Origin of the sequence: Corynebacterium amycolatum, assembly GCF_016889425.1 — a bacterium.
Classification (GTDB): Bacteria; Actinomycetota; Actinomycetes; order Mycobacteriales; family Mycobacteriaceae; genus Corynebacterium; species Corynebacterium amycolatum.
In genome coordinates this window covers 1,676,573-1,701,422 of sequence record NZ_CP069513.1, presented here as the reverse complement: position 1 = coordinate 1,701,422, position 24,850 = coordinate 1,676,573, and the positions used below count along the sequence as shown (strand labels likewise).

The 24,850-nt window shown below is 58.5% G+C and carries 17 protein-coding genes and 3 rRNA genes; all 20 read right to left on the bottom strand.

Annotated elements, in window-relative coordinates; all coding sequences use genetic code 11:
* Positions 1-4: 4 nt before the first annotated feature.
* Positions 5-1,012: a siderophore ABC transporter substrate-binding protein gene (locus I6J19_RS07485; protein ID WP_038625614.1), complete on the bottom strand. Its 1,008-nt coding sequence runs from the start codon at positions 1,010-1,012 to the stop codon at positions 5-7.
* A gap of 826 nt (positions 1,013-1,838) precedes the next feature.
* Positions 1,839-1,955: ribosomal RNA gene (gene rrf / locus I6J19_RS07480) — 5S ribosomal RNA — on the bottom strand.
* A gap of 107 nt (positions 1,956-2,062) precedes the next feature.
* Positions 2,063-5,152: ribosomal RNA gene (locus I6J19_RS07475) — 23S ribosomal RNA — on the bottom strand.
* A gap of 386 nt (positions 5,153-5,538) precedes the next feature.
* Positions 5,539-7,058 (bottom strand): 16S ribosomal RNA (locus I6J19_RS07470).
* Together the 16S, 23S and 5S rRNA genes form the textbook arrangement of a ribosomal RNA operon.
* 892 nt (positions 7,059-7,950) lie before the next feature.
* Positions 7,951-9,228 carry a tyrosine--tRNA ligase gene (tyrS, locus tag I6J19_RS07465; protein WP_038629019.1) on the bottom strand — a complete coding sequence of 426 codons (1,278 nt, stop codon included), beginning with the start codon at positions 9,226-9,228 and terminating at the stop codon, positions 7,951-7,953.
* A gap of 39 nt (positions 9,229-9,267) precedes the next feature.
* Positions 9,268-9,873: a DNA-3-methyladenine glycosylase gene (locus tag I6J19_RS07460; RefSeq protein ID WP_052155611.1), complete on the bottom strand. Its 606-nt coding sequence runs from the start codon at positions 9,871-9,873 to the stop codon at positions 9,268-9,270.
* Positions 9,874-9,918: 45 nt separating this feature from the next.
* Complete coding sequence (locus I6J19_RS07455; RefSeq protein WP_038625618.1) at positions 9,919-10,092, bottom strand: Trm112 family protein; 174 nt, start codon at positions 10,090-10,092, stop codon at positions 9,919-9,921.
* Between the two features lie 56 nt (positions 10,093-10,148).
* Positions 10,149-11,588 carry an argininosuccinate lyase gene (gene argH, locus I6J19_RS07450; protein ID WP_038625620.1) on the bottom strand — a complete coding sequence of 480 codons (1,440 nt, stop codon included), beginning with the start codon at positions 11,586-11,588 and terminating at the stop codon, positions 10,149-10,151.
* Between the two features lie 45 nt (positions 11,589-11,633).
* Entirely contained in the window at positions 11,634-12,833 is a 1,200-nt protein-coding gene (locus tag I6J19_RS07445) for an argininosuccinate synthase (RefSeq protein WP_038625621.1), read from the bottom strand.
* A gap of 49 nt (positions 12,834-12,882) precedes the next feature.
* On the bottom strand, positions 12,883-13,365 hold the full coding sequence (locus I6J19_RS07440) for an arginine repressor (RefSeq protein WP_038625622.1): 483 nt from the start codon (positions 13,363-13,365) through the stop codon (positions 12,883-12,885).
* A gap of 4 nt (positions 13,366-13,369) precedes the next feature.
* Entirely contained in the window at positions 13,370-14,311 is a 942-nt protein-coding gene (gene argF, locus I6J19_RS07435) for an ornithine carbamoyltransferase (protein ID WP_038625624.1), read from the bottom strand.
* 6 nt (positions 14,312-14,317) lie between these two features.
* Positions 14,318-15,523, bottom strand: coding sequence for an acetylornithine transaminase (locus I6J19_RS07430; protein ID WP_038625626.1), 1,206 nt, complete (start codon positions 15,521-15,523; stop codon positions 14,318-14,320).
* A gap of 58 nt (positions 15,524-15,581) precedes the next feature.
* A complete protein-coding gene (gene argB, locus I6J19_RS07425; RefSeq protein WP_005511727.1) occupies positions 15,582-16,475 on the bottom strand; it encodes an acetylglutamate kinase in 894 nt (297 codons plus the stop codon).
* Positions 16,476-16,496: 21 nt separating this feature from the next.
* On the bottom strand, positions 16,497-17,705 hold the full coding sequence (argJ, locus tag I6J19_RS07420) for a bifunctional glutamate N-acetyltransferase/amino-acid acetyltransferase ArgJ (RefSeq protein WP_038625628.1): 1,209 nt from the start codon (positions 17,703-17,705) through the stop codon (positions 16,497-16,499).
* Positions 17,702-18,742, bottom strand: a complete 1,041-nt coding sequence (gene argC, locus I6J19_RS07415) for an N-acetyl-gamma-glutamyl-phosphate reductase (protein ID WP_187402459.1) — start codon at positions 18,740-18,742, stop codon at positions 17,702-17,704. The genes argJ and argC overlap by 4 nt, the downstream gene beginning before the upstream one ends.
* A gap of 149 nt (positions 18,743-18,891) precedes the next feature.
* The gene (locus tag I6J19_RS07410) at positions 18,892-19,743 is read right to left on the bottom strand and encodes a trypsin-like serine protease (RefSeq protein ID WP_038625632.1); all 852 of its coding nucleotides are present in this window, start codon (positions 19,741-19,743) and stop codon (positions 18,892-18,894) included.
* Positions 19,744-19,770: 27 nt separating this feature from the next.
* On the bottom strand, positions 19,771-22,263 hold the full coding sequence (pheT, locus tag I6J19_RS07405) for a phenylalanine--tRNA ligase subunit beta (protein WP_187402460.1): 2,493 nt from the start codon (positions 22,261-22,263) through the stop codon (positions 19,771-19,773).
* Between the two features lie 32 nt (positions 22,264-22,295).
* Positions 22,296-23,345, bottom strand: coding sequence for a phenylalanine--tRNA ligase subunit alpha (gene pheS / locus I6J19_RS07400; protein WP_038625637.1), 1,050 nt, complete (start codon positions 23,343-23,345; stop codon positions 22,296-22,298).
* 98 nt (positions 23,346-23,443) lie between these two features.
* Entirely contained in the window at positions 23,444-24,274 is an 831-nt protein-coding gene (locus I6J19_RS07395) for a TrmH family RNA methyltransferase (protein WP_038625639.1), read from the bottom strand.
* A 177-nt stretch (positions 24,275-24,451) separates the two neighbouring features.
* Positions 24,452-24,835 (bottom strand): 50S ribosomal protein L20, encoded by a 384-nt coding sequence (gene rplT / locus I6J19_RS07390; RefSeq protein ID WP_005511721.1) that lies wholly within the window; start codon positions 24,833-24,835, stop codon positions 24,452-24,454.
* Between the last annotated feature and the right edge of the window lie 15 nt (positions 24,836-24,850).

Sequence of the window (24,850 nt, the reverse complement as noted above, 5' to 3'; positions counted from 1 at the left end):
ACTATTAGGCCTGCTCGAAGGCGTCGGCAAGCTCGTTCAAAATCTCCGTGTACGTGATGATGGACTCGTTGGTGTAAGTGTCCTCTGGGGCGTAGTAGATCTTGCCCTCCTTGACGGCCTTCACGTTCTTCAGCGGAGCAGCTTCCTCGACCACAGACTGCGCCGAACGGTACTCATCGGTACCGCGCACCGAGGTGCCAGCATCGCGGTCGAGAACCATGATGAAATCCGGGTTCGCCTTAGCGATGGACTCGGCGGAAATCTCATCACCCTGGTGATCATCGCTGGCCTTGTCGACCTCCAGTGCCGGCTTCATGCCAATCAGATCAAACAGCGGGCCGAAGGTGCGACCAACAGTCGGAGCAATGTAGCCGAGCGTGCCTCCCGACGAGTTCAGCGCCATAACCTTCACGTCCGGGTTGTAGGCCTTGCGAGCGCGCTCCAGAGCTTTGTCGAAGTCCGCGATGAGTTGATCGGCTTCCTTCTCCTTACCGAAGATGGTGCCAAGCCCCTCGGCGTGACGCTTGAGCTCCTCATCCAGCGACTTGCCCTCGCGCGGCTCGAAGTCCACGATGGCGGAGTTCGGAGCGAGCTTCTTCAGGTCGTCGTAGTACTTGTCAAAACGCTGACCGTTGACGATCAAGTCCGGGTCCGCAGCTGCAACGATCTCGAGGTTCGGCTCGCGGTGATTACCGATGTCCTGAACGTCAGGATTGTCCTTGTAGTCGGAAACCGTAAACGGGATAATCGGCTTCGGAGCTGCAGCCAGCTTAATACCCCACTGATCGAGCATCTCGAAGGAGCGGTTATCCGTTGCCACAACAGAGTCAATTTCGGCCGGTACGGTCTGCTCACCGTGATTGTCAGTAACGGTAACGGTGGATTTGTTGCCTGCAGCTGCAGACTTATCCTCGTTACCGGCATCAGTAGAACATGCACCAAGTACAAGCCCCAGGCTCGAAACAGATGCGACTACGATATTGCGAATACGGCCGGAGTTAGAACGCGCCACTTAAAGGCATCCCTTCGGTCACAGTAGGATTGTTAAACATGCGTCCGGTGGACGCGGTTACCCAATCACTAACTTAGGTAATCATTACCTGGCAAACATTAGCTTAGGGTTCCCTATTTAACAAATAAATACGTTATGAATTTGCGCAATATTTAGGGCAGGGTTCTTCCAATCGTTTAGTATTGGCTAATTTATACAGGTACTGGCCTGTTTGCAGCGATCGATAACGGGGATAACTGGCGCGCTATCGAAGGTAACCTGTGCGCTGTCGAAGCATGTTTGGACCGAGTTGGACGTAGTTGCGAATGCGTTTGTGGGTTTTGCGTGTGAACTGGGGCTGTAATTGTGATGGACGGATTGTGCACGCGATTGGAGGCCATACTTGTGAACGCGGGCAGCATGCGTGGATACGGGCTGCAAATCTGAAACTGTGCAACTTTATGACACTTTCAAGCCATTTTTCGCCCCATTTCTGTCATAAACGCAGTCAGTAACTTCGATTAGCCTTCAGCCGCCGCCATAAACGCACTCACTAGCCCCGCATCGACCCGCCCCTGACAGCCACAAAGGCAGTCAGTAACTCGCATTGGGATAAGCAGCGAAAGGCGCCAACCAGGCGATTCGCTGAGCGGACACGCTTGTGCCCATTCGCCCGGATACCCCTTACCCTTTAGTTCCTGAGAGACCGGCAAGTACGGCTTCCGCCGCCGACCGGACCAACCCTTGTTTAATGTTGTTTACTTGTGGGTAAAACAAAAGCGGGCCGCAGCCACCACCCCACAACAACAAAGGGGAGCAACCACGACCCACAAACAAAAAATATTCATGCCGGCGGCGACCTACTCTCCCACACCCTCCCGAGTGCAGTACCATCGGCGCTGGTGGACTTAGCTTCCGGGTTCGGAATGGGACCGGGCGTGACCCCACCGCTAACACCACCGACAAAAACCAGGCAACAACCAACCCCACCACAAAACTTCGGGTGGGTGGTGTCATGCCAGACACTGAACAGTAGACGCGAGCAAAAACCCTAATTTTTCACACTCTCTTGTGTGTTGAATGTTTGGTCTATTAGTACCGGTCACCTCCACACCTTACGATGCTTCCAGATCCGGCCTATCAACCCCATCATCTATAGGGGACCTCAAAAGAAACCTAATCTTGGAACAGGCTTCCCGCTTAGATGCTTTCAGCGGTTATCCCTTCCGTACGTAGCCAACCAGCCATGCCCCAGGCGGGACAACTGGCACACCAGAGGTACGTCCATCCCGGTCCTCTCGTACTAGGGACAGCCTTCCTCAAGTTTCTACGCGCGCGGCGGATAGAGACCGAACTGTCTCACGACGTTCTAAACCCAGCTCGCGTGCCGCTTTAATGGGCGAACAGCCCAACCCTTGGGACCTACTCCAGCCCCAGGATGCGACGAGCCGACATCGAGGTGCCAAACCATCCCGTCGATATGGACTCTTGGGGAAGATCAGCCTGTTATCCCCGGGGTACCTTTTATCCGTTGAGCGACACCGCTTCCACAAGCCGGTGCCGGATCACTAGTCCCTAGTTTCCTACCTGCTCGACCTGTCAGTCTCACAGTCAAGCTCCCTTGTGCACTTACACTCAACACCTGATTGCCAACCAGGCTGAGGGAACCTTTGGGCGCCTCCGTTACTCTTTGGGAGGCAACCGCCCCAGTTAAACTACCCACCAGGCACTGTCCCTAACCCGGATCACGGGCCGAGGTTGAGATGTCCAATACGATCAGAGTGGTATTTCAACAACGACTCCACCCCAACTGGCGTTGAGGCATCACAGTCTCCCACCTATCCTACACAAACCGAACCGAACACCAATACCAAGCTATAGTGAAGGTCCCGGGGTCTTTTCGTCCTGCCGCGCGTAACGAGCATCTTTACTCGTACTGCAATTTCGCCGGGTCTGTGGTTGAGACAGCAGGGAAGTCGTTACGCCATTCGTGCAGGTCGGAACTTACCCGACAAGGAATTTCGCTACCTTAGGATGGTTATAGTTACCACCGCCGTTTACTGGGGCTTAAATTCTCCGCTTCGACCACAAATGATCTAACAGGTCCTCTTAACCTTCCAGCACCGGGCAGGCGTCAGTCCGTATACATCGACTTAAACGTCTTCGCACGGACCTGTGTTTTTAGTAAACAGTCGCTTCCCTCTATTCTCTGCGGCCACAACCAGCTCAACCACGTCGGTCACCAGTCATGGCCCCCCTTCTCCCGAAGTTACGGGGGCATTTTGCCGAGTTCCTTAACCACAGTTCTCCCGATCGCCTTAGTATTCTCTACCTGACTACCTGTGTCGGTTTCGGGTACGGGCCGTATATCCACATCGCTAGAGGCTTTTCTCGGCAGCATAGGATCACCAACTTCCCCAAATACGGGTACGCATCACGCCTCACCCACTGTGCTCCGGATTTACCTAGAACACGGGCCACACGCTTACACCACGATATCCATCACGTGGCACGGCTACCTTCCTGCGTCACCCCATCACTTGGCTACTACCAGTTCAGGTCCCCAGCATCACACACACCAACCAACCCAAAAGGCTAGTAAACGGCGCATGTTCAGGTGGGTTAGTATCCCTGATTCACCATGGGCGCGGACACACGGGTACGGGAATATCAACCCGTTATCCATCGACTACGCCTGTCGGCCTCGCCTTAGGCCCCGACTCACCCTGGGAGGATTAACCTGGCCCAGGAACCCTTAGTCATTCGGCGGAGGAGTTTTCCACTCCTCATTCGCTACTCATGCCTGCATTCTCACTCGCGCACACTCCACACTAGGGTTACCCCAGCGCTTCACAGCAGTCACGCGACGCTCCCCTACCCAACCACCACAAAAGATGATTGCCGCGGCTTCGGCGGTGTACTTGAGCCCCACTACATTGTCGGCGCAGAACCACTCGACCAGTGAGCTATTACGCACTCTTTCAAGGATGGCTGCTTCTAAGCCAACCTCCTGGTTGTCTTCGCGATCCCACATCCTTTTCCACTTAGCACACCCTTAGGGGCCTTAGCCGGCGATCTGGGCTGTTTCCCTCTCGACTACGAAGCTTATCCCCCGCAGTCTCACTGCCGTGCTCTCACCTGACCTGGCATTCGGAGTTTGGCTGATGTCGCTAAGATGATAGTCCCGCTAAACCAACCAGTAGCTCTACCTCCAGGAGGAAACACACGACGCTGCACCTAAATGCATTTCGGGGAGAACCAGCTATCACGGAGTTTGATTGGCCTTTCACCCCTACCCACAACTCATCCCCTCAGTTTTCAACCTAAGTGGGTTCGCGCCTCCACAGAGTCTTACCTCTGCTTCACACTGGCCATGGGTAGATCACCCCGCTTCGGGTCCAGGACATGCCACTAAAAACACACTAGTTAGTATTCGCTTTCGCTACGACTACCCCACCAAACGGGTTAACCTCGCGACATGCCGCTGACTCGCAGGCTCATTCTTCAAAAGGCACGCCATCACCCCACACGGAGGCTCTGACGGATTGTAAGCACATGGTTTCAGGTACTATTTCACTCCCCTCCCGGGGTACTTTTCACCATTCCCTCACGGTACTAATCCGCTATCGGTCATAAGCAGGTATTTAGGCTTACCGGGTGGTCCCGGCAGATTCACAGCAGATTCCACGAGCCCGCTGCTACTCGGGCAACACACCAATTGCAGATGCGAGTGTTTCACGTACCGGACTCTCACCGTCTACGGCAGGACATTCCAATCCACTTCCGCTACACCCACACACACGCAACGCAGGACTAGCAGACCCTGCAACAATGCATCCCCACAACCCCACGCACGCAAACCCTGCCAGGTATCACACGCACGCGGTTTAGCCTCATCCACGTTCGTTCGCCACTACTAACGGAATCACAATTGTTTTCTACTCCTACGGGTACTGAGATGTTTCACTTCCCCGCGTAACCACCAATTAGACTATGAATTCATCTAACGGCGACCGCCCACAACGACGGCCAGGTTTCCCCATTCGGACACCCTCGGATCAACGCTTAGTTGGCAGCTCCCCGAGGCCTATCGCAGCCTCTCACGTCCTTCATCGGCCTACTATGCCAAGGCATCCACCATGCGCCCTTACAACACAACACACAAATACTCAAGAACAATCACAAACAGAAAAACTGCTTGACAAAATCGAACTTACAGAAAAACAAGATGCTCGCGTCCACTATCCAGTTCTCACACAACACCCACACACCACAGAACAAACCACCACACAGCAGCCCGCCTGCAGCACGCAGCAACCTGTACAACAGGAACAACAACACGTGTGTCATCCCAGACACCCAACAGCGCACCAACAACCAACCAACACAAAAAAGGAAAGCACCTTAAACGTTTAATCATCACTTACACACGCGCAGACCACCATCACTTCAGCAGCCTGACCAGCAGGTGTTCCACCCAAAAAACAAAAAAGCCACACGCCACCAACACGATGACACATGACACAAAGAAAAAATAATCTCCTTAGAAAGGAGGTGATCCAGCCGCACCTTCCGGTACGGCTACCTTGTTACGACTTCGTCCCAATCGCCAATCCCACCTTCGACAGCTCCCTAACGAGTTTAGGCCACTGGCTTCGGGTGTTACCGACTTTCATGACGTGACGGGCGGTGTGTACAAGGCCCGGGAACGTATTCACCGCAGCGTTGCTGATCTGCGATTACTAGCGACTCCGACTTCACGGGGTCGAGTTGCAGACCCCGATCCGAACTGAGACCGGCTTTACGGGATTAGCTCGCCCTCACGGACTGGCAACCCACTGTACCGACCATTGTAGCATGTGTGAAGCCCTGGACATAAGGGGCATGATGATTTGACGTCATCCCCACCTTCCTCCGAGTTAACCCCGGCAGTTTCTTACGAGTCCCCACCACAACGTGCTGGCAACATAAGACAAGGGTTGCGCTCGTTGCGGGACTTAACCCAACATCTCACGACACGAGCTGACGACAACCATGCACCACCTGTATACAAGCCACAAGGGAAACACCATCTCTGGCGCGATCCTGTATATGTCAAGCCCAGGTAAGGTTCTTCGCGTTGCATCGAATTAATCCACATGCTCCGCCGCTTGTGCGGGCCCCCGTCAATTCCTTTGAGTTTTAGCCTTGCGGCCGTACTCCCCAGGCGGGGCGCTTAATGCGTTAGCTACGGCACGGATCCCGTGGAAGGAAACCCACACCTAGCGCCCACCGTTTACGGCATGGACTACCAGGGTATCTAATCCTGTTCGCTCCCCATGCTTTCGCTCCTCAGCGTCAGTTACTGCCCAGAGACCCGCCTTCGCCACCGGTGTTCCTCCTGATATCTGCGCATTTCACCGCTACACCAGGAATTCCAGTCTCCCCTACAGTACTCAAGTTATGCCCGTATCGCCTGCACGCCCGGAGTTAAGCCCCGGAATTTCACAGACGACGCGACAAACCACCTACGAGCTCTTTACGCCCAGTAATTCCGGACAACGCTCGCACCCTACGTATTACCGCGGCTGCTGGCACGTAGTTAGCCGGTGCTTCTTCTCCATCTACCGTCAGAAACCCTTCGTCGATGGTGAAAGGAGTTTACAACCCGAAGGCCGTCATCCCCCACGCGGCGTCGCTGCATCAGGCTTCCGCCCATTGTGCAATATTCCCCACTGCTGCCTCCCGTAGGAGTCTGGGCCGTGTCTCAGTCCCAATGTGGCCGTCCACCCTCTCAGGCCGGCTACCCGTCGCCGCCTTGGTAGGCCATTACCCCACCAACAAGCTGATAGGCCGCGGGCCCATCCCACACCGAAAAAACTTTCCACCACAGCATCCACACCATGGTCCTATCCGGTATTAGACCCAGTTTCCCAGGCTTATCCCGAAGTGCAGGGCAGGTCACCCACGTGTTACTCACCCGTTCGCCACTCGTGTACCCCAGCAAGCTGGAGCCTTACCGTTCGACTTGCATGTGTTAAGCACGCCGCCAGCGTTCGTCCTGAGCCAGGATCAAACCCTCCATCAAAAACCCTTCAAATCAGAAGAATCACAAAACAATGAAAGGCCCAAAAACCTGACAAAAACAAAACAAACAACCACCACACACCACAACAGTGCGCGGCCTGGCCGTTATCCAAAAAACGTTCCCTCTCCCGAACCGACGAGGCCAAAAGAAAAAGGAACAAAACCATGATCTTTCCCACAAATGAAAAAACCACGCGAAAAGCACCCAAACAAGGCGCCGCCACGCAATCCATCACCCGCAAGCACAAAAGGACCCAAAACAAACAAAGGCCCCGGCACCCACCAGCAACACACACGCAAACGACAACCAAACAAGCACTTTCCCAAAAAAGTATTAGTTAGTACATCGGCACACTATTGAGTTCTCACACAACACACACCCACAAAACAACCACCACAACCAAGCAGCAGCCACCCCGCGAGCAGCGAGAGAAAACATTAACAAACAATTAACCAGAAAGTCAAACCAACGACTCCCAGCGGCTAACCGCACGAAAACATTTCCCCCACATCAGCCAACCAAACACATAAACTGCCTGGCCGCGCTGACCTCCGAATACATTACACACACCCCACCTAAAGACACAAAACCCCAGGTAGATTGATGCGTACTAGCGTTTTGCCTGTGCAGTAGAGCGATTCACCAAGGACCGGAAGCCCCCTCCCCTTAACGAAAGCCGATAGCTTTCGCTCATCACTACCACCTTGGCTCCGGTTTCTACGCTCCCCTAAAACAACCAAAGCTCCGGACTGACCAGGAGTCAATGATTCTGAAATCATCATTCTCCTAGCTTGCCCGGAGCCTTAGCCCAGCTACCTAAAAAGAATCAAGCCGCATAAACGCCGATTGATCTAGAGGCCAACAACGCACCTACACGGAGACCAACCAGCACCTACACGAACTTCACACCAGCGAAGTTCTTCTTACCGCGGCGCAGCACAATCCACTTGCCATGCAGCAGATCCTCGGCAGCTGGTTCCCACGCTTCGTCCTCGATGCGCTGGTTATTGGCGTAGGCGCCACCTTCCTTAATGGTGCGGCGTGCTTCGCCCTTCGACTTAGCAAGACCCGCAGCAACCAGGAGGTCAACGACCGTTCGCGGTTCACCCTCGGCAATCTCCGCAACCTCGGTCTCAGAGACAGCACCTACCAGAGTGGCCTCGTCCAGCTCAGTCAGCTCAGCGCGTCCAAACAGCGCCTGCGCTGCTAGCTCCACTGCCTTGGTGGCCTCTTCGCCGTGAACCAGATTGGTCATCTCCTGAGCAAGGCGGCGCTGCGCTTCACGCTTGAACGGACGCTCCGCAACAGCGACCTCGTACTCCGCAATTTCCTCCTGAGTCAGGAAGGTGAACCAACGCAGGTAGTCAATAACAACCGAGTCACCAGCGTTGAGGAAGTACTGGTACCAGGAGTACGGCGAGGTCTTCTCAGCATCCAGCCACAACTTGCCGCCACCGGTGGACTTACCGAACTTCTGCCCCTGCGCATCAGTCACCAGCGGCACGGTCAGGCCGTGCACCTTAGCGCCGTCGATACGCCTGTTCAAATCGACACCAGAGACGATGTTGCCCCACTGATCGCCGCCGCCAATCTGCAGCACACAATCGTAGTTGCGGCGCAGCTGCACATAGTCGTTGGACTGCAGCAGCATGTAGGAAAACTCGGTGTAAGAGATGCCGTCGGACTCGAGGCGGCGCTTGACGGTGTCGCGGTCGAGCATGGTGTTGAGGGAGAAGTTCTTGCCCACATCGCGAAGGAAGTCAATGACGGACATATTCATAGTCCAGTCCGCATTATTGACCATCGTCGCCGGGGCCTCGCCCTCAAAGTCAATAAAACGACGCAGCTGGCCCTTGATGGCCTCCAGGTTGTGCTCAATGGCGTCCTGGCTGAGCATCGAACGCTCACCGACATCACGCGGATCGCCGATGAAGCCCGTAGCACCGCCTGCCAGTGCAATTGGGTGGTGACCGGCCAGCTGGAAACGACGCAACATAATCATCGGAACCAGGTGGCCCGCGTGCAGCGAATCGCCCGTTGGGTCAAAACCGCAATACAGAGTAATCGGGTTTTCGCACGCCTCGCGCAGCGCGTCAACATCGGTGGACTGATTAATCAGGCCACGCCACTGTAGTTCGTCGATAATGTTCTGTTCAGTCACGTCCTCCATCGTAACGTTTCGCTTGCCGACGTTCACCGCGAGGGTGACCTAGAACTCCTCAACCGCCTTCTTGTGGCGCCGATAGGCTGAGACTGAATCGTCCGGCAGCCACAGCCGCCACGGCCTATTCGCAGCTCGGCGAACGCCCACGCGCGGGCCTGCGTGGATGTCGCTAACTAAATCGGCGGTCTCCGGCTGCGCCACAAACACGCGTGACGACGGATCCAGCGCATCTGCCCCATAGTCGCTTAGGTCAAGGCCAAGCGCCTGACCAACATTGCCCGGACCACGTCCGAGACCCGCAACCGCAGGCTTTTCACCACGGCGACGTCGCACCGCATCCATACCCTGCTCAATGCGAACGGAACGGACTAATACTCCCCCGCCCGTGCCGTCCGTAGCGCTAGTGATGTTGGCACAAAAGTGGATGCCATAGGAGCGGTAGATATACCAATGCCCCGCCGGGCCAAACATGGCGCGATTGCGTTCGGTCGGCCCCATAAAGCAGTGCGCTGCCGGGTCGGGATAGCGCTGGTCAGCTGGACCGCCGTAGGCCTCGACCTCGGTGATGGTGGCGGTGACATCCTCAGCGGGGATGACAATTACGCACCCGAGCAGCGTCCGCGCAGCCTCGATAGGAGCTCCCGACAGCATAGTGCGGTCGAGGACGCTGTAGCCGTCGGGAAGCGGGAAAGGCAATTATTTGTCCCAGGTGATAGCTTCGTCAGAAAGCATGACCGGAATGCCGTCGTCGATGCGGTAGGCGATTTTCAGACGGGGGTTGACCAGCACCTGCTCGTCTTCGAGGTATTCAAGCGGCCCCTTGTCACGCGGGCAAGCGAGGATATCAAGGAGTTTCGGATCAAGGCTCATAGTCCACTACCTTACCGAACTGAATTGCCAGGGTGTCACGATGGCTGTCCGAACACTTAACTGCGAACCGGCTTTTCAGCCCACTGCTTTAGCTCAGTGTTCTTCTCGTCGACACGAGCGAGCTGCTCTGCAACACGCACTCCCGCGGTACCACCACGGGTGTCGCGGGAAGCGACAGCGCCGTCGATAGTAAGCACTTCGCGGACCTTCGGAGTCAGTGCCGGGTGGACACCGGCGAGGTCCTCGTCGGAAAGCTCGTCCAGACCGATACCGCCCTTGGACTCTGCGATGCGGACGCACTGGCCGGATGCCTCGTGAGCGTCACGGAAAGGTACGCCTTCGCGGACCAGCCATTCAGCCAGGTCAGTGGCCAGGGTGTAGCCTGCCGGAGCGAGCTCGCGCAGACGATCCTCGTGGAAGGTCAGCGTTGCCACCAGACCGGTCAATGCCGGCAGCAGCAGGGTCAGCTGCTCGACCGAGTCCACCAGAGGCTCCTTGTCCTCCTGGAGGTCACGGTTGTAAGCCAGCGGCTGAGCCTTCAGCGTGGCCATGAGCCCTGCAAGATTACCAATCAGACGACCGGTCTTACCGCGAGTCAGCTCTGCCACGTCCGGGTTCTTCTTCTGCGGCATGATGGAGGAACCAGTCGACCAGGCATCAGCCAGAGTGACGTAGCCGTACTCAGGGGTGGCCCAGTAGATGATTTCCTCTGCCAGACGCGACATATCCACGGCAATCTGGGCGAAGACGAATGCCGCCTCAGAGGCGAAATCACGCGAAGAGGTGCCGTCAATGGAGTTGTCCGTGGCAGAGTCGAAGCCGAGCTCCTCAGCGATGGCCTCCGGATCCAAATGCAGCGAGGATCCTGCCAGCGCACCAGAGCCGTACGGGGATACAGCCAAACGACGGTCGAGATCGCGGATACGGTCGAGATCACGCAGCAGCGGATGCGCATGTGCCAGCAACTGGTGCGCCAGCAGCACCGGCTGAGCCGCCTGAGAGTGAGTCTTGCCCGGCATGATGGCATCCGGATGTGCCTTGGACTGAGCAACCAGGGCGCCGACCAGGTCCGTGACATCCAGTGCGATACCGCGCACGGCATCGCGCAGCCACATGCGGAACAAGGTTGCCACCTGGTCATTGCGGGAACGTCCAGCGCGCAGGCGACCGCCGACCTCCGGGCCGACGCGGTCAATCAGACCGCGCTCCATGGCCCCGTGGACGTCCTCATCCGTCGCCTCTGGACCAAACTCGCCGGAGGCAACGTCGCGGCCGAGCTGATCAAGGCCTGCAATCATGGTGTCAAAGTCGGCATCGCTGAGCAGCCCGCGAGCATGCAGCACTCGGGCGTGGGCCTTGGACGCAAGAACGTCGTAAGGCGCGAGCACCCAGTCGAAATGGGTGGACTTGCTCAATGCAGCCATCGCCTCGGACGGGCCACCCGCAAAGCGGCCGCCCCACAGGGAGCCTTCGTTGGTACCGTGCTTTTCGACCATTGTCTTTTCCAATAGGCCTTTCGCTCTAGTCGCTCTGGAGAATCTTTACAGGTTGAAGTCGCGCTTTGCGGCCATCTTCGAGGACAGGCCGTGCAGCTCGACAAAACCGCGAGCCAGGGTCTGGTCGAAGGTGTCGCCCTCGTCGTAGGTAGCCAGGTTGAAGTCGTACAGCGAGGTGTTCGAACGGCGACCGTTGACGTTGCAGTGACCAGCGTGCATGACCATGCGGATATCACCGGAAACGCCCTTCTGGGACTCCTCGATGAAGGCATCCAGCGCGCGCTTCAGCGGCGAGAACCACAGGCCGTCGTAGACCAGGTTGGCCCACTCGCCTTCGACCTGGCGCTTGTAACGAGCCAGCTCACGCTCAACGGTGACGTCCTCGAGCGCTGCGTGTGCGGCCATGATGGCAATTGCGCCCGGAGCCTCGTAGATCTCGCGGGACTTAATGCCGACCAGTCGGTCTTCAACCATGTCCAGACGACCGATGCCCTGAGCACCAGCGCGGCGGTTCATCTCTTCGATGGCCTCGAGCACGGAAACCTTCTTGCCGTCGATGGCAGTCGGCTTACCATCCTCGAAGGAGATGATGACCTCATCCGGAGAGTTGAAGTTCAGGGTCGGATCCTCGGTGTACGCGTAGACATCCTTGGTCGGTGCGTTCCACAGGTCCTCCAGGTAGCCGGTCTCAATGGCGCGACCGAACAGGTTCTGGTCAATGGAGAACGGCGACGACTTGGACTGCTCAATCGGCAGACCCTTTTCCTCAGCGAAGGCGATGGCCTTATCGCGGGTCCACGCGAAGTCACGAGCCGGAGCGATGATCTTCAGATCCGGTGCGGTGTTGGCGAAACCGACCTCGAAACGGACCTGGTCATTGCCCTTACCGGTGCAACCGTGAGCAACGTGGGTGCCACCGAACTCCTCTGCCGCCTTCGCCATGTGCTTAACAATCAGCGGGCGAGACAGTGCAGAAACCAGCGGGTACTGCTTCATGTAGAGACCATTTGCCTTAATGGTCGGCAGGCAGTACTCCTCGGCGAACTCGTCCTTAGCGTCGACAACGACAGCTTCGACAGCGCCGGCGTCCAGAGCGCGCTGACGCACGGACTCCATGTCCTCGCCGCCCTGTCCGACATCGATAGAAACTGCGACGACCTCGCCGTCGGTCATTTCCTTGAGGTACGGAATAGCAACGGTGGTATCGAGGCCACCAGAGTAAGCAAGAATAACCCGGTTGGTCATAGGGTAAGCGCTCCTTTAATCGGTGCTTTAAAGCATTTCGTGAAATAGTTTACTGGTTCGTTCCGGCGGCTAGACGCTGGGCTAGGTCAGCGCCGGAAAGTGGTTCTCTAGCCAGGCACATTACGGTGTCATCTCCCGCAATTGTGCCAACGATTTCTTTGAGTCCCGCACGGTCAATCACACTGGCTAGATACTGTGCGGCTCCCGGTGGTGTACGCACAACCGCGATGGTGCCCGAATGATCAATGGAGACCAGCAGCTCGTCTAAAACGCGCCGCATCCTGGCCACCGCCCCGCTGGAGACAGCGAGTGCATCTTCGACGATGGAATAACGCGAACCGTTGACTCCATCGCGAATCTTTCGGGCGCCCAGCTCATCGAGGTCTCTAGACAACGTCGCCTGCGCAATCTCAATGCCTTCGTCGGCAAGCAGCTCGACGAGCTGAACCTGACTGGACACGTGATGCTGCGCCAACAGGTCAGCGATGCGCGTCTGCCGAGCTGTGCGAGAACCTGGTTGTGCTGCGGTCATGACCTTACTGCCTCTCCACCAGCCAGGTCAGCAACGCCTTCTGAGCGTGCATGCGGTTTTCCGCCTCGTCAAAGACTACCGACTGCGGGCCATCGATGACCTCGGCAGTAACTTCGTTGCCGCGGTATGCCGGCAGGCAGTGCAGGAAGATGGCATCCTCATTTGCCTTCGCCATCAGCTCAGCGTTGACCTGGTACGGCAGAAACGGAGTGCGACGATCCAGGCCGTCGTTCTCCTGCCCCATGCTGACCCAGGTATCGGTGATGACAACGTCGGCACCGGCAATGGCCTCATCGACGTCTGCGGTCACGGCCACGGCCGCACCGGTCTGCTCCGCGACCTTCTTGGCGCGGTCGACGTAGACCTGCTCCGGCTGGAAGTTCTCCGGCGCACAGATGGTGACGTCCAGCCCTGCGGTGGCGAAGCCTACTAGGTAGGAGTTGGCCATGTTGTTGGCACCATCGCCGAAGTAGACAGCCTTCTTGCCGCGCAGTCCCGCCTGGCCTTCTTCCGGGCACTTGTGCTCGATGATGGTCTGCAGGTCAGCGAGAATCTGGCACGGGTGGAACTCGTCGGAAAGTGCGTTGACAATCGGCACCGTCGCGGTTTCAGACATGGCCTCCAGCCCTGACTGTGCGTAGGTACGCCAGACGATTGCCGAGACAAAACGGCTGAGCACAGCAGCAGTGTCCTGGTAGGTCTCGCCCTTGCCCATCTGCGAGTTTCCGGTTTCAACCACAATTGCGTTGCCACCCAGAGCCGCAATACCGGCATCGAAGGAGAAACGAGTACGAGTCGAGGTCTTGTCGAACAGCACCGCAACCGACTGCGGCCCCTCAAACGGCCGGCGGGAGTACGGCGCTGCCTTCAGCTCTGCAGCCAACTGCAGCACCTCAGCCTGCTCCTGTGGAGTCAGGTCATCATCGGCGAGAAAATGACGGAGCATCAGTTCCTAATTCCTTCCATTGTTGGCGACAGCCTCGGCGGCGTCGTTCAGGCAGGCATCAATCAACTCGACGGCGCGGTTGATTTCCTCATCACTGAGGTTCAGCGGCGGCACAATTCGCAGCACATTCGCCTGCGGCGCGTTCAGAATGACACCGCGCTCATAACCGACGTTAACTGCTTCCTTCGCCAGGTTCTCGCACAGCACCAGCCCAAGCATGAAGCCGCGACCGCGCACGTGATCAACATGGTTTAACGACGCAAGCTTGCGAGCCAGGACTTTGCCCTTCTCGGTGACTCGATCGAGCAGCTTTTCTTCTTCCAGCGTCTCGATGACGGCCAGGCCGGCAGCGGCACAGACCGGGTTGCCACCAAAAGTGGTGCCGTGTGCACCGGGAGTGAACAGTTCCGCTGCGCGACCGTTGGCGATGACAGCACCCAGCGGCAGGCCGCCGCCGAGGCCCTTGGCCAGGGTCATGACATCCGGGACGATGCCGTCATGCTGGTGGGCAAACCACTGTCCGGTACGGCCAATGCCGGTCTGCACTTCGTCGACGATCATGAGGACGTCGAAGCGCTTGGTCAGTTCGCGGACCTCGGCGAGGTATCCCTCTGGCGGTGCGACCACACCGGTCTCACCCTGAATTGGTTCCAGAATCACCGCTGCGACACCCAACGGATCGGATTCGATGGTCTTGGTGAGGAAATCGATGTCACCGTAGGGCACGAACTCGACTCCACCCGGCATCGGCTCAAACGGCGTGCGCTTGTCCGGCTGACCGGTCATGGCAAGTGCTCCCATGGTGCGGCCGTGGAACCCGTGATGGGTCGCGATAATACGGTTGCGCCCCGTCAAACGCGCCAGCTTGAATGCAGCCTCATTGGCCTCGGTACCGGAATTGCAGAACATAACCCGGGTGTCATCAGTGTCCCAACCAGTGAGCTCAATGAGCTTCTCGCCCAGTGCCAGTGGTGGCTCAGAGGCGAAGATGTTGGACACGTGCCCCATCGTGGAAATCTGCTTGGACACGGCTTCCACGATCGCCGGATGCGCGTGACCCAACGCGTTGACTGCAATACCGGCGAGCAGGTCCAGGTATTCCTTGCCCTCGGAATCCGTGACAATAGCGCCCTTACCCTGCACAAGCTCAATGCGCGGCGTGCCGTAATTGTTCATCATCGTGTGTTGCCACTGCTGCTTGAAGTCGCTCATGTCGTCTTTCGACCTGCCTAACGTGTGTGTAGGTAAATTCTTGTCCGTCTTTTCTGCCTTATCCGGGCTCTACCATTGTGCCGATACCGCCGGAAGTCATCAGCTCCAGCAGCACCGAGTGTGGCTGGCGGCCATCGATAACGTGAGCCGCTGGCACTCCCTGATCCACTGCATTCAGGCAGGACTCCATCTTCGGAATCATGCCCGAGTCCAGCGTCGGAAGGATTTCTCGCAGGTGCGAAGTGGAAATCTTGGACACCAGCGAATCGCGGTTCGGCCAATCCGTGTAGAGACCCTCGACATTAGTCAGAATCACCAGACGGTTCGCGTTAATTGCCGATGCCAGTGCACCTGCTGCCGTGTCGGCGTTGATGTTGTAGACCTCTTTGCCGTCAGCGGACGGCGCAATCGTGGAGACCACCGGAATACGGCCGGCATCAATCAGGTCCAATAGCGTTTCCGAGTGCACCTCGGTGATATTGCCAACCAGCCCGATATCTGTCTCCTTGCCACCGACGTTTACCGTGCGTCGAGTACCGGTGAACAGGCCACCGTCCTCACCAGAGGTACCTACCGCATACGGCCCGTAGGCGTTAATGAGGTTCACTAGTTCGCGGCCGACCTGCCCGAAGAGAACCATGCGGACAATTTCCATGACCTCCGGAGTCGTGACACGGAAACCGCCTCGGAACTCTCCCTCCAGCCCCAGGCGCTTGAGCATCGACGAAATCTGGGGGCCACCGCCATGGACAACCACCGGCTTCACCCCCACGGTGCGCAGGAAAACCATGTCCTGCGCGAAGGCCTTCTTCAGTTTCAGGTCGGTCATCGCGTTACCGCCGTACTTGACCACCACAATCTTGTCACGGTGGTGCTGCAGCCACGGCAGGGCTTCCGCCAGCACATGTGCCCGCTGTTCGAAGGACAGCCCTTCGGTCAACTGGTGAACCATTGCAGAGTCTCCTCAAAACCGTTACGACGAATATGCCGAGTTGATGTGAACGTAATCGTGGGAAAGGTCCGTCGTACGAATCGTGGCCTCTTCCGGATTACCAGTACCGAGGTCAACCTCAACGGCGATGTCCTTGCCGGAGAGATCCACTTCACGAGCATCAGGCGTGCCACCGGTATCGCGACAGACTACGTGACCATTGAAGGAAACCGTGATGTGCTCGGGATCCATATCCACCGGCGCGGTACCGACAGCCGCCAACACACGACCCCAGTTCGGGTCCGAACCGAACATCGCACACTTGAAGAGGTTGTCGCGGCCGATAATGCGAGCAGCTACCAGGGCATCTTCAGCGCCACCGGTGCCACGCACGGTCACGGACACACGTTTGGTCACGCCTTCGGCGTCCGACTGCATCTGGCGTGCGATGGAATCACACACGCTGAGCACTGCCTGATCGAGCTCCTCCTGCGAGGGCTTCACGCCAGAGGCACCGTTGGCCAAAATGATGACGGTGTCATTGGTGGAGGTGGAGCCATCAATATCTAGGCGGTTAAACGTAACCTCGCTCGCCTTGGCAATAGCCTCGTGCGCCATTTCTGCGCTTACCGACGCATCCGTCGTAATCACACCGAGCATCGTGGCCATCGACGGGCTAATCATGCCAACGCCCTTGCCCATAGCACCGACAGTGAATCCGTCACCATGCGCAACGGCCTGCTTTGCCACCAAGTCAGTGGTCAAGATGGCCTCTGCTGCAGCCGTACCTGCGGCGGTATCGCCGCCCAGTTTCTCAATCAGCTTCGGCACACCTGCCAGCACAATGTCCATCGGCAACCGGTCACCAATCAAGCCGGTGGAACAGGCGCCAATCTCGGTAACGTCGACGCCGAGCCCATCTGCGACCTTTTGGCAGACTTCGAGGGCGTCGGCAATACCCGGCTGACCATTGCAGGCGTTGGCATTGCCGGAGTTCAGCACCACTGCCGACAGCTTGCCGTCAGCGATGTGCTTCTTGGATACCGTCACCGGCGCAGCCTGGACACGGTTGGTGGTAAAGACAGCCGCCGCGGTCTTCTCCGGCCCCTGGTTTACGATGAGCGCCATGTCCGGGTTTCCGCTGACCTTGATGCCTGCAATGACACCGCTGGCCGCGAACCCCTGAGGTGCACATACGCCGCCTTCGTCACCAGCGACGTTGACGAGACCTTCTTTTTCTTCCTTCATCATGGGGCAACTCCTACCAGTGGAAGTCCTGCAGTTTCATTCTGTCCAGTAACCAAATTCATGCACTGAACTGCGGCACCACCGGTGCCCTTTGTCAGATTGTCAATCGCCGAGGTCAGCACCAGGCGCTTGGCTCGTTCATCTACCTCGACCTGAATCTGAACCAAGTTAGAGCCAATTACCGACTGTGTCTGCGGCAGCAGCCCTTCGGCCAACACCTGCACAAACGGCTCATCCTTGTAGAACTCGAGGTAGGCTTCCCGTGCGGCTGCCTCCGTAACCCCGTCGACAAGCGGGGCGGTAATAGTGGTGAGAATGCCGCGCGACGTCGGGGCGAGTACGGGCGTGAAGCTGACGGTGAGATCCTCTGCGTACGGCTTGAGGTTCTGCAGGAACTCTGCGGTGTGGCGGTGCTTGCCCGCAGTGTTGTAGGCGCGGAGATTGCCCATAACCTCGGACCCGAGCAGGGGCACAGCCGCCTTCTTGCCCGCACCGGAGGTACCGGTGATGGAAACAACGGACAGGTCCGGCTCAACCAGGTTCTTTGCAACTGCCGGCAGCGCCGTAATTGTACCCCCAGTGGGGAAACAACCCGGCACAGCAATGCGCTTCGAAGCAGCCACTACTTCCCTGTTGCCCGGCAGCTCTGGAATACCGTAAGCCCAGGTACCGGCATGCTCCGAGCCGTAGTAGTGCTCCCACTCAGCGGCATCCTGCAGGCGGAAATCCGCGCCGCAGTCAATAATTACCGTGTCATCCCCCAACTGCTCTGCAATCGCAGCCGAATGACCGTGGGGCAGCCCGAGGAACACCACGTCATGTCCAGCGAGTGTGTCACCATTAGTCGGCTCAATACGGCGGTCAGCCAAAGGTGCCACATGAGGCATAATGTCGCCCACACGAGCACCCGCGTTGGATGCTCCCGTCAGTGCGCCGATGGTTAGTTCGCCGGAAAGATACGCCGGGTGCGACAACAGGATGCGGAGAATCTCTCCTCCTGCGTAACCGGTCGCACCGGCAATGGCAACGGAAATACTCATGTCAAACATTCAACACTTTTATTCACTGTGTTGCAAGATATTCATAGAATTCGTTGTCAAAGTGCTGGAATTCTACCAATGTGACGTGAGTGATTTATGAATATAACGCCGTCGTCGGTACATACACTTCGTTCAACCAGCACGCCGGACTATTCAACGCCGGACCATTCAACTACGCCGTTTGACTCCTGGCTCATCACACCATCTGCCCACTGCGCCACCGATGACGTCGTGGTGTAGAGATAGTAACCCGACTCCTCCGGGGCGACGCTGCCATCAAAAGCCACTGCACCCGAGAACACCGCAGCCAGCTGGCCGTCGATAAAGAGCGGTCCGCCCGAATCGCCCACCTGCAACGCCGCGGGGCGCTCCATGTGCGCCAACACTGAGTCTTCCCGCACGCACTGTTGATACTTCACCGGGCACATCGACGCGGTGACGGTCGCCATCGGCAGCGAGCCATCCGCAACATCGCCGAGCAGCGATCGCCCATAGACCGTGCCTGCCGTTTCTTGCTCTGAAAACGCTTGACGACGTTCCATTGCGGGATACTCCGGAAGAGCTGCATCGCCCGCTAGGTGAATAAGCGCTACGTCACCGGTGGGCGCAATCTCCCAGCGATCAATCGGTACACGCCGGGCATCCGGGCCGAAACCGACCTCGACTTCCCCAACCTGTACCTGGACATCACGGACGCAGTGAGCTGCGGTCATTACCCACTGCGGGGCGATTGCAGTTCCCGTGCAAAAGTTTCCGGTATGGGGACTGGTCCGGACCATGACCGACACCACGGAGTCCGCCGCCACACTAGGCGCAGCAGCCTCCCCGCCGACCAGCGCAGCCGCACTCGGCGCGCCGGTGAGCAATAGACCTGCCGTGACAGCAGCTGCTGCCACAGTCGCCGCAGGCTTCGCACTGCTCACAGCGCGCACTCCGACACGCTGCTCTCGTGCCTCTGCGCTATTCAGCCTGTTGTCGCGGTGACGCAAGATGCCAATCATGGGTATCTCTGCCTGGGGCTTCCCCTTTTAGCCGCGCAGCTGAGCGCCGTGACGGGTAGTGGCCAGCTCAATGGCCGCCTCGCGAGCTGCGGAAGCTTCCTCTTCCTTCAGCGTACGGTCCGGTGCGCGGAAACGCAGGGAGTACGCCAGTGAGCGAACGCCTTCGCCCATCTGCTCGGAACGGTAAACATCGAAGACACGGATGGATTCGAGGAGCTCACCGGCGCCTTCCACCAGAGTCTTCTCCACCTCTGCGGCAGAGACCTCATCGCTGACAACAAGCGCGACGTCCTGGTGGACGGCTGGGAACGGGCTGAGTACCGGCGCCGGCAGGTGCTCCGTCACTGGCAGTGCATCGAGATTGATCTCCATAGCGCAGGTGCGCTCCGGCAGACCAGCATCCTTGCACACCTTCGGGTACAGCTCACCGGCGTGGCCGACGACGTGACCGTCGACAAGCAGCTCAGCGCAGCGGCCCGGGTGCCACGGCAGCACCTCGGCGTTACGGATCTCCAGCTCGACGTTGGCAGCGCGGGCAACAATGCGCGCGGCTTCGATGGCATCGGCGACGGTGTACGCGTCCTCGTCACCCCACGGGCTATCCAGGCGGATACGCCCACAGGCGACAGTGGCGACGTGCAGCGGCTGCTCCGGCAGCGAGTCCAGAAGCTCAGCGCGCTCGGCCTCGCTCGGCAAGCCAGCAGTCGACGGCATCGGCGAGACACCGTTACCGCGCTCGATGGATACCTGCTCCACACCATAGAGCGACAGGTCGACTTGGCCGCGAGCAACATTGCGCTTCAGCGACTCCAGCATGGACGGCAGCAGAGTCGTGCCCAGCTGAGCGTGGTCGGACTCCAACGGGTTGATGACCTTGACGGTGTTACGACGCGGGTCATCAGCGTCCAGGCCCCAGACGTCGAATACATCGTTGGCAATGAACGGTGTCGGCAGAATCTCCAGGTAGCCATTGTGGGCCAACGCGTGACCGACGAAGCGGCGGCGCAGCTGACGCTCGGTCAGACCGCGGCCGGCCGGAGCGATTGGAAGGATAACCGGAATGTCTTCCAGACCCTCCAGTCGCAGGATTTCCTCAACCAGGTCAGCGGACATGGTCAGGTCCGAGCGCCAGGTTGGCGGAGTGACAGCCAGGCGGTCACCGTTGTCAACGACCTCGCAACCGACCTCGCGCAGGCGACCAATGACGGTTTCACGCGGGTAATCAACGCCCGCAACTTCGCTGGCGCGGTTGACGGCAAAGTCAATAGTCGGCATGGTGGCAACCTCGCCGAGCAGGGTGCGACCAGTGTCGATAGTGCCGCCGGCGATGTCAGCGAGCAGCTGGCAGGCCAAGTCCAGAGCCGGCTCGACAAGGGCGGTGTCCACGCCGCGCTCGAAACGTCGTGAAGCCTCGGAGCTCAGCTTGTGGCGGCGACCGCTGCGGAAGACGTGCAGCGGCGACCAGTTGGCGGCCTCGAAGACCACATCGGTGGTGTCGTCGGCAATCTCGGAGGTAAGTCCGCCCATGATGCCGGCCAGTGACTGAATACCGTTGTCGTCGCAGATGACGACGTCCGCCGGGTCGAGCTTGCGGTCCACGTGGTCGAGAGTCGTCAGAGTCTCGCCGGCCTTAGCGTTGCGGATGTGCAGGCCACCAGCGATCTTGGAGCCATCGAAGGCGTGCATCGGCTGACCGAGCAGCAGCATCACGTAGTTGGTGACGTCCGTGGCCACGTTGACCGGACGCTGACCAGCCAGCAGCAGACGGCGGCGCATCCACCATGGGGTCTCGGCGTTCGGATTGATGCCGGTGACGCGGCGCAGACCAAAGCGGCGGGTGTCGGTGTCCTCGTCGATGGTGACGTTCAGGATCTCACCATCGACCGGTAGCTCCTTGACCTTGGCTGGATCGGCGAAGTCGAGGTTGAATGCGGAGCAGATCTCGCGGCCAAGACCGCGGGCCGACAGCGCATAACCGCGGTCCGGAGTGATGTTGACCTCGAACTTTTCATCATCGAGCCCAATGAACTCCTTGGCGCACGAACCCAGCTCAGCCGGGGCCGACGGGAGCGTGAGAATACCGGCGGAGGAATCGGTCATGCCCAGCTCAGCTTCGGAGCAGAGCATGCCGTTGGAAACCTTGCCGTAGGTCTTCCGTGCGGAAATCTCGAAACCGCCCGGCAGCACGCAGCCCGGCAGTGCGACGACGACAATCGAGCCCTCTTCGAAGTTGCGGGCACCACAGATAATCTCCTGCAGTTCGCCGGTGCCATTGGCATCGCCGACGTTGACCTGACAGAAGCGAATTGGCTTCTTGAAGCCCTCGAGCTCCTCAATGTGGTCGACACGACCGAAAACCAGCGGACCCTCGATCTTCTCCAGCGGCTCGTGCCCCTCGGTTTCAAAACCAACGCGGACAAAGCCCTCATCCAGCTCGTCCGGGGTGACGGACCAGTCCGGGTTGATGGTGTTCTCTGGGCCGCGAGCGATTTCAGTGACCCACGACTGTGGAACGAACATGTAAGTAAAACTCCTATCTGTAGGTCAGTGAATTAGCCGCGGATACCGAACGGCTGCGTGAAGCGAACATCGCCTTCGACCATGTCGCGCATATCGGTCAGACCGTTGCGGAACTGCAGGGTGCGCTCCAGCCCCATGCCGAACGCGAAGCCCGAGTACACCTCCGGGTCAATGCCGGAGGCCCGCAGCACGTTCGGGTTCACCATGCCGCAGCCGCCCCACTCAATCCAGCCAGCGCCGCCCTTCTTGTTCGGGAACCAGACATCAACCTCAGCCGACGGCTCGGTGAACGGGAAGTAGTTGGTGCGCATACGGGTCTTGGTCTCCGGTCCGAACAGCGCCTTTGCCATATGGTCCAGCGTTCCGCGCAAGTGGCCCATGGTCAGACCCTTGTCCACAGCGAGCCCCTCGATCTGGTGGAAGACCGGGGTATGGGTGGCATCGAGCTCATCGGTACGGAAGGTACGCCCCGGGCAGATAACGTAAATTGGCAGGTCACGCGACTGCAGAGTACGAACCTGAACCGGAGAGGTGTGCGTACGCAGCACCTGCTTGGATCCTTCCGGCGCAATGTGGAAAGTATCCTGCAGGGTACGAGCCGGGTGATCCGGCAGGAAGTTCAGCGCGTCAAAGTTGAAGTACTCGGCTTCGACCTCCGGGCCCTCGGCAACTTCCCAACCCATGCCCACGAAGATGTCACCGATCTGCTCAGACAGGATAGTAATTGGGTGCATACCGCCACGCTGGCCTCGCGTGGTGTCCACCGACACGTCGATGCGCTCCGCGACCAGACGGCGCGCGTTTTCCTCTTCCTCCAGCACCGCAAGACGCTCTGCATAGTGCTTCTCGACGGCTCCGCGAACAACATTCACGCGACGACCAGCATCCTTGCGCTCAGCCTTCGGAATGGAGCCCAGCGCGCGGCGAGCCTGCGGAATGTAACCTTCATCCCCCAAGTGCTCACGACGGGCGGCAGAAAGCTCATCCAGGTTGCCGGCAGCGTCAAAGGCATCCGTGGCCTTCTGCGCAGCCGCCTGGAGGGCGTCCTCGGAAAGATCGATAGGATTTGGCGAATCGCTCACGTGTCAACCACTTCTATATAGGACTATCAGTTCTTGTGATGGAACAATCATAGTCGAGGATAACTGCACACGTGCACGCACCTCACCATCGAGGTTTCCTAGTTACCCCGAACTGTCTCCCACAGGCACATAGCCGCTGCGGTGGCGAGGTTCAACGACTCTGCCTCGCCCTTAATCGGGATGGCCACACTCGCCCCCGCCGAGGCCGTAATCTCCTCCGACAGGCCATGTGCTTCGTTGCCGAAAAGCCAGGCGACGGGACCGTCGGGAAGCGCATCAACACCGAGCGTGAGAGCGCCATCCATCGCCGTAGCGAGGGTGGTAAAACCCGCTTCCCTGACTCTCTCCACAACGACATCGATATCGCGCTCGCGTGCGACCGGTGTATGGAAAACAGACCCCGCAGAGGAACGCACGGCCTTCGAGTTCAAAGGGTCAACCGAATCGCCAGCAAGGATCACCGCACCAGCACCGAGGGCATCAGTCATGCGCACAATCGTGCCAACATTGCCCGGGTCATTGCACTCCACCGGAATCACCAGACAACCGGACTGCTTTCCAACCTCAATGGCCTCCTCCAACGAAGTGGACACCGCACCTATGTCGCAGACGGCGAAAAGCCCGGTAGTGGTGACGGTTTCGCTTAATGAGCGGGCGGCGGAGTCGTCGATAAGCGAAACAGACTTGCGCTGCGTCCCAGGTTCGAGATACCCCGTGAGCAGCTCGCAGAACTGCTCGGCGGCGGCTACCGTGACGAAGATTTCCACGACGGCCTCTGCGCGGATAGCCGCATCGACGGAATTGAAGCCCTCGACGAGGAAGCGCCCAGCCTTCTTCCGCTTGGCCGCACGGTGGAGCTGAATAGCCGCCGAGACGCGCGGAGTGCGAGGAGTAAACGGCTCGTCGTTGAAGTACAGCGCAGAGTTCATAGTGATTAATCCTAGTGATGCGGCTCGGGATTCATAACTGCCAGCGCGGATACGAAAAACCACCGCCGAGGTTATTCGTTAACCCAATCGACGGTGGTTTTTCAAAGATGTTGGCAAGACCGCACTGCCAGTCGCAGGTGCTTGCCGACGCTACGTACGAGTTACCTCGTAGCTGCTTTACTTAGCAGCAGGAGCGTTGACGTCCTCCGGCAGAGCGTCCTTAGCGACCTTGACCAGAGCAGCGAATGCCTGTGGGTCGTTGACAGCCAGCTCAGCCAGGTTCTTACGGTCAACCTCAACGCCAGCCAGGTTCAGGCCCTGGACGAAGCGGTTGTAGGTGATGTCGTTAGCGCGGGCAGCAGCGTTGATGCGCTGAATCCACAGACGACGGAACTGACCCTTACGGTGGCGGCGATCGCGGAACTCGTAAGTCTTGGAGTGGAGCATCTGCTCCTTGGCCTTGCGGTACAGGCGAGAGCGCTGACCACGGTAGCCCTTTGCGGAATCGAGAACTTCGCGACGCTTCTTCTTAGCGTTAACAGACCGCTTCACACGTGCCACGGTGATACTTCCTTT